9 protein-coding genes are annotated in these 11,769 nt (G+C 42.5%); 1 reads left to right on the top strand and 8 read right to left on the bottom strand.

From position 1 onward, the window contains the following. Positions 1 to 114: 114 nt before the first annotated feature. The 8 genes from GZN30_RS17855 to GZN30_RS17820 all read right to left on the bottom strand — a co-directional run bounded on the left by GZN30_RS17855 (position 115) and on the right by GZN30_RS17820 (position 10,880). Positions 115 to 630 (bottom strand): lipocalin family protein, encoded by a 516-nt coding sequence (locus tag GZN30_RS17855; protein ID WP_075652555.1) that lies wholly within the window; start codon positions 628 to 630, stop codon positions 115 to 117. Positions 631 to 889: 259 nt separating this feature from the next. Beyond that, entirely contained in the window at positions 890 to 2,689 is a 1,800-nt protein-coding gene (gene phaC / locus GZN30_RS17850) for a class I poly(R)-hydroxyalkanoic acid synthase (protein ID WP_075652554.1), read from the bottom strand. Positions 2,690 to 2,749: 60 nt separating this feature from the next. After that, positions 2,750 to 3,097, bottom strand: coding sequence for a phasin family protein (locus GZN30_RS17845; protein WP_075652553.1), 348 nt, complete (start codon positions 3,095 to 3,097; stop codon positions 2,750 to 2,752). 24 nt (positions 3,098 to 3,121) lie between these two features. Next, a complete protein-coding gene (locus GZN30_RS17840; protein ID WP_075652647.1) occupies positions 3,122 to 4,336 on the bottom strand; it encodes an acetyl-CoA C-acetyltransferase in 1,215 nt (404 codons plus the stop codon). Between the two features lie 10 nt (positions 4,337 to 4,346). Next, entirely contained in the window at positions 4,347 to 5,087 is a 741-nt protein-coding gene (locus tag GZN30_RS17835; RefSeq protein ID WP_075652552.1) for an SDR family oxidoreductase, read from the bottom strand. Between the two features lie 603 nt (positions 5,088 to 5,690). Next, positions 5,691 to 8,750 (bottom strand): efflux RND transporter permease subunit, encoded by a 3,060-nt coding sequence (locus GZN30_RS17830; protein ID WP_075652538.1) that lies wholly within the window; start codon positions 8,748 to 8,750, stop codon positions 5,691 to 5,693. Beyond that, on the bottom strand, positions 8,747 to 9,802 hold the full coding sequence (locus GZN30_RS17825) for an efflux RND transporter periplasmic adaptor subunit (RefSeq protein ID WP_075652537.1): 1,056 nt from the start codon (positions 9,800 to 9,802) through the stop codon (positions 8,747 to 8,749). The genes GZN30_RS17830 and GZN30_RS17825 overlap by 4 nt, the downstream gene beginning before the upstream one ends. Before the next feature lies 1 nt (position 9,803). After that, positions 9,804 to 10,880, bottom strand: a complete 1,077-nt coding sequence (locus GZN30_RS17820) for an efflux RND transporter periplasmic adaptor subunit (RefSeq protein WP_083627239.1) — start codon at positions 10,878 to 10,880, stop codon at positions 9,804 to 9,806. 156 nt (positions 10,881 to 11,036) lie between these two features. On the opposite strand from GZN30_RS17820, the gene GZN30_RS17815 reads away from it, so the two are divergent. Next, positions 11,037 to 11,747, top strand: a complete 711-nt coding sequence (locus tag GZN30_RS17815; RefSeq protein WP_075652535.1) for a TetR/AcrR family transcriptional regulator — start codon at positions 11,037 to 11,039, stop codon at positions 11,745 to 11,747. The last annotated feature ends 22 nt before the right edge of the window (positions 11,748 to 11,769 follow it).

Raw genomic sequence — 11,769 nt, 5'->3', positions numbered from 1 at the left:
CAACTACTATAACATCTGGTTTGCACAGAGATATTATTGATATCGCTTATATTGACATTTATTTACACTTAGTTAATGTTTTTTTCTCGATGAATTATTTTTTCATCTCTTACGTCAATCATGTGCTACGTAAATAAGTTGCTGCGTATCAAACCCCCTAGATTGTGCGCTTTTAACAAATCGCTCAATGATTTTTGTTTCAACTTTGGGTGTTCTTGCGAGCAACCACAAATAATCTTCCGTAGGGCCAGAGACATAAGCATACTGATAGTTTTCTTTGTCCAGACCGAAGATAACGTAAGAACTATAAAAAGGTCCGAAAAATGACACTTGCAAATGTCCGATGTCACTATGGCTAACCATAAAAGCTTTACCTTCTGCTTGTTGCCACTCACTTTCTATCGGATCAAAGCCTCGGTTTATGACGACAATTCCTTCATTCTCTGTTGCAATATATTCAGCTGTCACTTGCTCTAGCCCCTCTTCAAAAGAATGGTTCAGCCGCGCAATCTCGTACCACTTTCCGGTGTAGCGTTCCAATTCAAATTTATCTACCGGCTTCACGGTTTCTGGCATTCCTAGACATCCCGTTAACCACAGTAGTGAACATAAAACTAAAATCCATTTCATAAACTACTCCCAAACACCTCGCAGCGTTCTAATGTTATCACTGACTCAAATCTGCTGTTCAGAAAGACAAAACAAGGCAAGACAGCACAATCTAATCAAATTACTTTATACGTTAAGGTGTTTGTTGGTGGGTATTATTTCTGGTTTTTGATATGTATTTGAGATCTAAGTATCACTCAAGAGCAAAAGGCACTCTCCCTTCTAAAATAAGAGGAACCTAGTTAGGTTCCTCTATATAGATTGCTTAATCAACTTATGACTAGGTTGTTGCCTCAGTCGCTTCACTTTCTACTTCTACCGGAAGTACTTGCTTTACATATCTACCTGGCGCAGTTCTTAGCACTGGATAGTTTTCATTTCCTTGACTGAGAGGATCAACTTGCTCTGCAGGATTAGCACCGATCAACCACTGATTCCAGTGTCCCCACCAAGAGCCTTCTTGATGGTTTGCAGAACTCATCCAATCTTCAGCTGAATCCTCTAAGTTATCATTCACCCAGTAACCATATTTATTTTTACTCGGATGGTTAACGATACCCGCAATGTGACCGGATTCACCGAGGACAAAAGTCTTATTGCCCCCTACTTTCAATGCACCTCGATAAGTACCTTGCCAAAGGGCAATGTGATCTTCTTTGGTTGAGATGAAATAACTCGGAATCTTGATCTTATCTAGGTCAATCCAGACACCACCAATCTTCACTCCTTTTTCCTCTACTAACTTATTTTCCAAGTAGAGCTCACGCAGCATAAAATTATGAGTTGGAGCAGATACGTTGGTACTGTCACTGTTCCAATACAAAAGATCGAAATCAACCGGGCTCTGCCCTTTTAGATAATTATCAACGTAGTAATTCCAGTAGAGACTGTTTTCTCTTAGCAAACTGAACGTCACGCTTAGTGAGCGTCCATCCATATAACCTTTTGCATTGTTTTGCATCTCAATAGCATTTATTATCGGCTCATTGATGTATGCGCCAACTTCACCAGGTTGAGAGAAATCTAACAAGGTTGTAAAGAATGTCGCACTCTTAATGCGCTTCTTCATACGCTTTGCAGCGTAATAAGCAACCGTTGACGCCAATACTGTACCGCCAATGCAATAACCAGCCGCATTGATCTGTGGCTGCCCTGTAATGTCTTCTATCGCAGAGACCGCCTTGACGACACCTTCTGTAACGTAATCACCGAACTCTACTTGACGCTGTTCTGCGCCAGGATTACGCCAAGAGATCATAAATACACTATGACCTTGCTCTAGTAACCAGCGTACCATTGAGTTCTTCTCACGAAGATCAAGGATATAGTACTTATTAACAAAAGGAGGAACGATGAGTAGTGGAGTTTGATGAACTTTTTCAGTTAAAGGTCGATATTGAATCAACTCAAATAGCTCGTTTTCAAAAACAACATCACCCGCTGTATTTGCCACATCTTCCCCAACGCGAAATGCGTTGTTGTTCGTCATACGAACTTTGAGAATATCTGAACTGGCATCCAGATCTTGCTTAAGCTGGTCGAGACCAGCGAGTAAGTTTTCACCATTGCGTTCAATGGTTAATTTGAGCAACTCCGGATTTGTGGCAATAAAATTGCTGGGTGACAAAGCATTAATTGCTTGGCGAGAAAAGAATGCTAAGCGTTCTTTAGTCTTTTCATCCACACCTTCAATACTATTAATAGTATCGAGATAAGTTTTGCCAAATAGTAAATACGACTGCTTAATGAAATTGAACACCAGTTCATTACGCCAGCTCTCGTTGCTAAAACGTTTGTCACCGCTTTCTGCACTAACAATACAATCGGTATTGCCCGCTAAAACAACGTTTTGCCAGATCTCCAATTGTTGCTTCCACCACTGAGCTTGTACTTCCATCAGTGCGGCGGGTTGGTTAGCTGCTTTTTCAAATAGCAATGCAGTGTCTTCAAAATTAACCTCTTGCATCGCTTTGTTCAATGGAGTGTTGACGGACGCCCTGTTGAGTTCTAGATCTTCCCACCACTTTTGATTGGTTTCTTGGAGCTTAACAAGGTAATCCGAAAAGAAGTGTTGAAACATAGGTTACTCCTTAGATCGGAAAAAAGCCGCCTAGGAATAGGCGGCATGTTTAGTCAGTGGTTACGCTGGATTGACTGTCTTTAGATTTTCCGAGGTAAGTTTTTCAACATCATCCTTAAATTCTTTGGCAATGCTTTGTAGCTTGTTGCTATCGTCAACCATTTGCTGAGATAGTTTAGATAATACTGTCAACTGCTGCGAGTTGAAGGTTGCCAGCGAAGTCGCGTCTTTAATCTCACTCGCTGCTTTCATTTGAGTTAGACCCATTTCACTGTAGGTCTTCATTGCATTTAGTTGTAGTTCAGTAACGACTTCAACATTTTTCGTCACTAACTTATTAAATTTGATGTACGGTTCAAGTTGCTTCTCAGTTTGGTCGTTAAAATTCTTAAAAAAATCAGTGTACATGACGATAACTCCTAGTTATTTAAATTAATTCCATTCGATTGATTTAACGATTACAGCGGTGCCCATACCCCCGCCAACACATAGCGAGGCAACGCCGTACTGGCCGCTACTTCGATTTAGTTCATGAATTAGAGTAACCAAAATGCGGTTACCAGAAGCCCCAAGTGGATGACCCAATGCAATCGCGCCACCATTCTTATTGGCTTTATCTAAAATTTCTGTCACCGCAAGCCCATGCTCGTCAGCGAGTTGGTGAATGACACCAAGCGCTTGTCCAGCGAACGCTTCATTAAGTTCGTAGACGTCGATGTCTTTAGCGCTGATCTCTGCTTTGGTAAGTGCTTTGGTTACCGCTGGGACAGGTCCCAACCCCATAATCTTTGGATCAATACCAGCCTGAGCGTAACTCACAACTTCAGCAATAGGACGCAAATTGTGTTTTTGTACTGCTGACTCGCTGGCAAGAATAATCGCACTGGCACCATCATTGATGCCCGAAGCATTACCCGCCGTTACGCTACCTTCTTTATCGAAAGCCGGGCGTAGTTTTTGCAGCCCTTCAAGCGTTGCGTTATCTTTCGGATATTCATCGGTATCAAACAGCACGATTTCTCGTCGCTGCTTAACTTCAACAGGCGCAATCTCTGCTGCAAACTTACCCGCCTCAATTGCCGCCACAGCCTTCTTCTGGCTCTCTAGTGCATAGTGGTCTTGCTGCTCTCTAGTTAAACCGACTTCTTTAACCACGTTTTCAGCAGTCACACCCATGTGGTACTGATTAAAAACATCGGTTAACCCGTCATTAATTAGTAGGTCAGTGAGTGCCAAGTTGCCCATTTTATGCCCATCACGCACTTGCGCTGGAACCGTAAATGGGATCTGAGACATGACTTCAACACCCGCCGCAACGATGATTTCACCATCCCCAGATCGAATATGGCTAACAGCATCCATAACCGTTTTCATGCCACTGCCACAAACCATATTCAGCGAATATGCCGGTGTAGTTTCAGGAATGCCTGCGTAGATAGCCGCTTGTCGACCAACGCTCATGCCTTGACCTGCACCAATAACGTTACCGACGATTACCTCATCAACAAGCCCTGGAGCCACGCTACCCTCTTGCAAAGCGGATTTAATTGCAACTGCAGCTAAATCACCCGCACTGACGTTTTTTAGTGTTCCACCAAACGCTCCGATAGGCGTGCGTTTAGCAGAAACGATATAAACTTTTTCCACAGCCATCTCCTTATTGCATGTGCAAGCCGCCATTTACAGATAATGTTTCACCTGTAATGTAAGCCCCTGCATCACTGACTAAAAAGCTGACCGATTTAGCGATTTCGACAGACTCAGCCAAACGCCCCATTGGAATTTGACCTTTGATGAAATCAAGTGTTTCTGGCTTCATTAGCTCCACCATTGGTGTCATGGTGTAGCCTGGTGCAACAGCGTTAACGGTCACACCACTGCGCGCACCTTCTGCCGCAAGTGCTTTCGTAAAGCCAATCATACCCGCCTTCGCTGCACTGTAATTTGTTTGACCAAACTGACCTTTAATTCCATTTACCGAAGAGATATTGATGACTCGACCACCACCTTTTTCGCACATTGCAGCGAAGAGCGGTTGGGTTACATTGAACACACTATTCAAATTGGTATCGATGACATCTTTCCATGCTTGCGCGGTCATCTTCTTGAATACTCCGTCTTTGGTGATACCTGCGTTATTGATAACTACATCTACCGTACCTTCTTCGACTAGAAGTTGCGTTAAACGCTCCGCACATTGCTCGGTATCAGTAACATCAAGCTCAAATAGACGTACCTTATCCGTTGAGTAATTATTCTCCTCAAACCATTTTTGCGCGCATTCTCGTTTGCCCGGTGAATGAGTGGCGATAACTCTGTAACCATCTTCCACTAATTGAGAGGTAATTGCAGAACCAATCCCGCCTTTTGATCCAGTGATCAAAGCGATTTTTTCCATTTATGACTCCATGTCGTACAGCAAGTTAAAAAAACGCATATATTTTCCAAAACCATATTAGGTCTGTGAAATATACTTACACGTAATCTTTAAAAACTTTTTATGTCGATATATTTTTATCAACTTCTTTATATTTAAAACTAATAGGCAATTGTTACACTTCAAATATTAATTACAATCAATGTGTGCAAATTTGCGCCAAGTCTCATTAACATGAAATGTTACTCAAAGGTTAAATTTATGCAACTTATTGATTTCAAAGAACAACCAAGCCAATCACTGCTAAGACCAGAATTGTAAGTGATTGTTTTAAATAAGATTAATCTGAAACTATTTTATTTCATCAATACATAGATTAATTCACTGCTATTGCACCAATACAATGCAACTACTGATATTGCTATCAGTTTTGGTGCAGCGTAAATAACAGCGCTTAATGACAAATTCATCATATTTATAGCATTAGATAAATACCTGGTTTATTTGCTGATTTCACTATTTGTTCGTTTTGACATTGCTGTGCTGAGAAAATATGGGAAAAGAAAAATAATAGATAAAAAAACCCAGCAGGTAGGCTGGGTTTGGCAAAGTCGAATATCCCTTTTATGCAGTGACAGGGTCTATTCGATAGACGATAGCGAACAAAACGGGGACGACGATCAGTGTCAGTATCGTTGCAAAACCGAGACCCGCCATGATGGTAATCGCCATTGAGCCAAAAAATGCATCAAATACCAAAGGTAACATACCCAGGATGGTGGTAATCGCTGCCATACTCACAGGTCTTACCCTTGATATAGCACTGTCATAAACCGCTTGGTATTTAGGTTTTCCTGAGCTCAACTCAATGTTAATTTGGTCGAGCAGAACAATGCCATTTTTCAAAATCATTCCACTCAAGCTCAATAGCCCCAAGAATGCTGTAAAGCTAAACGGCATGTTGGTTGCCAGCAAACCAATTGCTACACCAATGATAGAAAGTGGCACAGTCATCCATATCACGAAAGGCTTACGGAATGAGTTAAATAAGAGCATGGTAATAATGAACATCAGTAAATAACCCATAGGCAAAGAGCCAAAGAGCGCCTCTTGTGCCTCTTTAGAGGATTCATATTCTCCTCCCCAAGAGATACGGTAACCTTCAGGTAATTCGAGCTGTTCTACCTGCGGTTTCACACGTTTGAATAGTGCATCTGCCGTTTCATCACCTAACACGTCATGGTCCGCCAGTACTGTTAGCGTGCGCTTTCTGTCTCTGCGTTGAATTAAAGGCTCTTGCCATGCCAATTCAACACCATCAATAACTTGCTCTAATGGCACGTATATTTGTAATGTCGGGCTCCATAATTTAGCGTTAGCAAGTGATTCATAATCCACGCGCTCTTGTTCCGGAAGACGGGCGACTATCGGTAACATATGCGTACCATCACGAAGCAGACCAATGGGTGTCCCCCCAAATGCCATCTGCAATGTTTCAGACAGATCCTGTTTAGAAATACCTAATCTGCGCGCCTTGGATTCATTAAACACCGGCACAATTTCTTTGGTTCTTTCACGCCAATCATGACGGACGTTACGTGCACCAGGGTCAGTTAACAGTATGTCCTCAACTTGTGTGGCGATCTCTCGCAATATTTGAGGATCTGAGCCCGTGATTCGCGCCTCAATTTTCGATGCTGGTGAAGGTCCAAACTCCATTAACTTGATCTGAAATGTCGCCTGATTGAACTGACTTGGAAGCTCTTGATCAAGTTGATATAACACGTCAAACATTGACTCACGATCAACCGTCCGAATCTGTAATTGCGCGTACGCTTCGTAGCTTTTTTCTGGTTGATAAGTTAGAGCAAAACGTTGTAAACCTTGACCAGTAGAAGATGTCACAAACTCAACATTGTCTTTCGAACGAATGAAGCGTTCAACTTGTTTCACTTGTTTTACCGTTTGGCGGATATCCGTACCTTCAGGCATCCAGAGATCGACATAAAACATTGGCGTATTTGAAGGCGGGAAGAAGGATTGTTTCACCATACCAAACCCAGCCACTGCCGCAACAAGTAACGCAACCATAGTGGCAATGGTTAACCATCTAAATCTCAGCGCAAACGTAAGTACTCCACCAAAGACCGTGAATAATACGCCTTTATATGGATCCGCAACTTCCTCACCATCATCAAGTTTTTCATCTTTAAATAACAAGTCAGCAAGAAAAGGCGTCAAGGTTATCGCGGTAATCCAACTTAAAAATAACGAGAAGCAAAGAACCCAAAATAGCGACCCCATAAACTCGCCCGTCGCGTCTTCTGACAAGCCAATTGGAGCAAAAGCAGTGATAGCAATGATTGTCGCGCCGAGTAACGGCCATTGCGTTTGTTTTACGATATCCTTTGAAGCTTGCAATTTGGTTTGACCTTTTTTCATCCCGACCAAAATGCCTTCAACCACAACAATCGCGTTGTCCACCAGCATACCCAAGGCGATAATCAAAGCACCTAGAGATATTCGATGTAGCTCTATCGCAAACTGGTTCATCAAAATGAAGGTACCAAATACTGTTAACAGCAATACGATACCGATAATCAGCCCACTACGAACTCCCATCGTAAATAGCAAGACAACAATGACTATTGCAACGGCTTCAACCAAGCTAATCACAAAATCAAACACTGACTTATCAACTTCAGCCGACTGATTATAGAAATAGTGCAGATTAATACCTGCGGGTTTGATTGACTCTAGCTCGTCTATTTTCGCCTCTAAGGCCTTACCCACTTCGACCACGTTGACGCTCGACGCAAAAGAAATCGCTAAATTAATCGCCGGTTCGCCATTGTAAGTAATAATGTTGCCAGGCTTTTCTTGTATGCCACGAGAGACCGTTGCCACATCTTTTAAGCGGATTAAATTACCAGTATCACGACCATGGATAATTAGGTCTTCCAGTTGTTGTTCACTGGTCATGGTCCCACTCGGGCGAATAACTAAGTTCTCGCCATTAACCATTACCTCACCCGATGATTGGATACTATTTTGTCGACTTAACAAACCGACAACTGTTGACATATCGAGGTTAAACGCAGCCATCTGCTCTAGAGAGACCTCGACAAACAACTGTTCTTGTTGCTCACCAGCAATGGATACTTTGCCAACGCCATCGACGAGTTCAAGATCACGACGTAAATAATCAGCATAACGTTTTAGTTCAACGTAATCATAACCGTCACCAGTGAGCATCAGCATAATGCCGTATACGTCACCGAAATCATCCATGATTTGGATTGAATTGACACCGCTTGGTAGCTTAGGTTGCAAGTCATTAATCTTACGGCGCATCTCATCCCAAATCTGTGGTAACTCGTCAGGACCGTAGGTCATTTCCATGGTAACCATGATTTGCGACAATCCATTGGACGACGTTGACACAATCTTATCGATATAGGGTAATTTGCGGATTTCTTGTTCGAGTGGGTAAGTCAGCTCCTCCTCTACCTCTTGTGAGGTCGCTCCGGGGTAGCTCGAAATAATCATCGCTTCTTTAATCGTGAATGCAGGATCTTCTAGTCGCCCCAAATCCAGAAAAGAGGTGACGCCACCAACGGTTAAGATGACTAAGAACAGCCAACTGATCACTTTATTTTTAATCGAATACTCTGCAATATTCACAGCTGAACTCCTTTGATTTCCATACCTTCTCTTAGCTTGCGAATATTCGAACTAATAATCACATCACCTTGATCAACACCCAAAGAGACAATCGCTCCATTACCTAAAATTTCATCCACGGTAATCGGATATCGATATGCTCGCTCATCTTGCAGCTTCCAAATATAGAACTGCCCTTGCTTCTGACCAGCATCCAAGGCAGTCATTGGAATGAGATAACCTTGATGAGTTCCCATACCTGCAGCTGTCATATCCACATAAACAATCGCACTTGACCCAGGTAATACGGGGGTTGCAAGCTGCTCTCTTGATAGCCAAAACTCATAAGAGCGACTTTGAGGATGAAGTTCGGTGGTATGTTCTAAGTACTGCATCGGATGACGTTTTTGACTGCCAGCAAATGCGACATATGGTTGGTAGGTTCTATTTTTCCCTGTCGGGTCCATTAAGGCGAGGATAGTGTCAGAAATATTGATCTTAACGTGCAACTGATCCGGTCGGTACAAAGTCACCACCACCTCTCCCGGAGTCACACTCTCATGACTTTGTTTTTCTACAGAGGAAATAACACCATCAAACGGGGCATTAAGCCGCGTATAAGAGAGCATTGTTTTAGCGGTATCACGTTGCGCTTTCGCCAACTTGAATGTCGCTGACAACTCATCAAACTGCGCTTTAGAAATCATCGCTTGGCGATAGAGATCTTTTGCCCGCTCTAGTTGCTTAGAGGCAAGATCGAAGCGAGCTTGAGCATTATTCAAATTTTGTTGATACTTTTGATTATTCAACAGTGCAATAGGCTGTCCTGATGCAATCGCATCACCTTCTTTAACTAAAATCTGGGTTAACTCCCCTTCAATGCGAAACGCAAGTGGGGTTAAATCCGCAGCCTCTACCACCCCGTTAAACACTCGATGTTGTTCCGAAATAGGAGCATCTAACGTCAACACATCAACGGTCAAACTTGGCTTTGGACGGTGTTCGGTTTCTATTCCACATCCCGATAAGGCTGCTACGGTAAGAAAAAGTGATGAATATTTGCGTAATATCATGCTAGATCCCTGCCTCTTTAACCCACGCTTTAACCTGCTGACCTTCTGTTAACTGAGATACGCCTGTTTCAACAATAAAATCACCGCTCTCGATACCACTGATCACCTCACCTTGGTCATTAAGCGACACTTGAACACTTTCAATCAATTGTGTCTCAGGAATAAACTTGAAAAGCTCTCCTTGACCATTCTCTTTAGATATCCAGGCGGTCTCTACCAAAGTAACTCCTTGATGAGATTGATTATTTGGTAACTGGACATGACCTGTCATACCGGAAAATAAGTTCATAAACTCAGGTCGCTCAATCGTTACTCGAGCGCGGTAACTGTTGATTTCACTATCTGGTCGGGTCGAAATCTCTTTAAACTTAGCGGGGATTGAGAACGCTTTATTGATATCCATTGCTACCGAGAGTTTTGCGTCTGAGATATGCGCTAAGCCATATCTATCGACGTAACTCACTGGAAGGCTAAATACCACGTCCATCACATCGTTGTTGATTAAATTAACAACCGGTTGACTAGCCGCAATCACTTGGTGTTCTTTGACATGAGAAAGTGAAATAACGCCTTCAAAAGGTGCTTTAATCTTTGTGTAAGCCAAATCCGTTTTTGCTTGTTCTAACGCCGCCTTTGATACTTTAAATTGACTCTCGTGTTGGTCGTAGGTATCGGTACTGATCAACTGCTTTTCATAAAGCGCACTCGCGCGATCATAGGCTGTTTTCGCTAATTCATACTCTGCACTTCTGGCATCGACTGCAAGTTGGTAATCCGTAGGATCGAGTTCCGCCAGGATTTGACCTTTCTCTACTTGTTGCCCCATTTTGACTAAAACTCGCCTAATTTCACCAGACACTTGAAACGACAAAGCGGCACGCTCTGTGGCATCAATTTCGGCGATAAACCAATCGGCTTTGTTAGATGCGAAATCGGGTACCTCAAAAAGTTTTACCGGTTTTATTACCACATTCGTCTCTTCCGAATTGGCTTGATTACATCCAACAAGGAACAAACTGATGCTACTGATCGCAAGTGAACTCACCCAACCTCTATTGTATAACTTCCTGTTATTCATCTCTGTAACTCATTCGGTTTTATTACACGCATGTGCAGTATAAATAAACTAGAATTGAGATCAACGTTTATTTTCCAAGCGTGCAATAAACAATATAGATGAAAGTTTTCAGCGTTTCTGGTAAAAAGACCGGGTAATTAAGGGTTGGTATTTCAAATGATCGAAAGAAAACAAGGGCGTAGAAGCGCACAGGATGCCGTAAAAACGAAAGGTGAGATATTGAGAGTCGCCGCAGACATGTTTTGCGAACTCGGTTATGAAAGAGTATCTCTTCGACAGATCAGTGAACGCGCAGGTGTATCGCACAGTTTGATTCGTCATCACTTTGGTAGCAAAGAGAAGATTTGGTATGCAATCAGTGATGGTTTACAGGAATATATGGTTGGATATATTCATACCATCATTGAAAATATGCCTGAAAAGCTTCCAGCAAATGAAAAATTGTACATCTTTGCTGTTCGTCTACTTGCGCATATGCTGCTAAACAAGCAGCCTATCCAGCTTATTGCTGATGCCGTTCGCCAAGAAGATGCCCTTTTTGACTATTTTGTAGACCAGTCGGGTAAAATCCAAACCATCGTCGACAGTATCGCTGATGAATACAACCGAGAGCACCCTGATACACCGATTAAAGTGTGGGAGATCAAGTGGCAAATGCTAATGTATGCGCACGGCGCCGCTAGTTTATCGCCATTTTTGCAGCAAACTTGGTCTGATGAAACAACAGACAAAGAACAGTGCCTACTCAATCATTGGCAGATGTTCAATAAAATCATGGCGGCCCGTCTTCAAGTAGACGCAAGTAAGGTATTAAATCCAGAAAAATCTATCGCAGAACTGGTTTACCCTACTCAGTGTGATATCTAGTCACATGCCAGCTAATTTGACA

It is taken from the genome of Vibrio ponticus (assembly GCF_009938225.1).
GTDB lineage: Bacteria > Pseudomonadota > Gammaproteobacteria > Enterobacterales > Vibrionaceae > Vibrio > Vibrio ponticus.
This window is presented reverse-complemented; position numbering and strand designations above follow the sequence as displayed.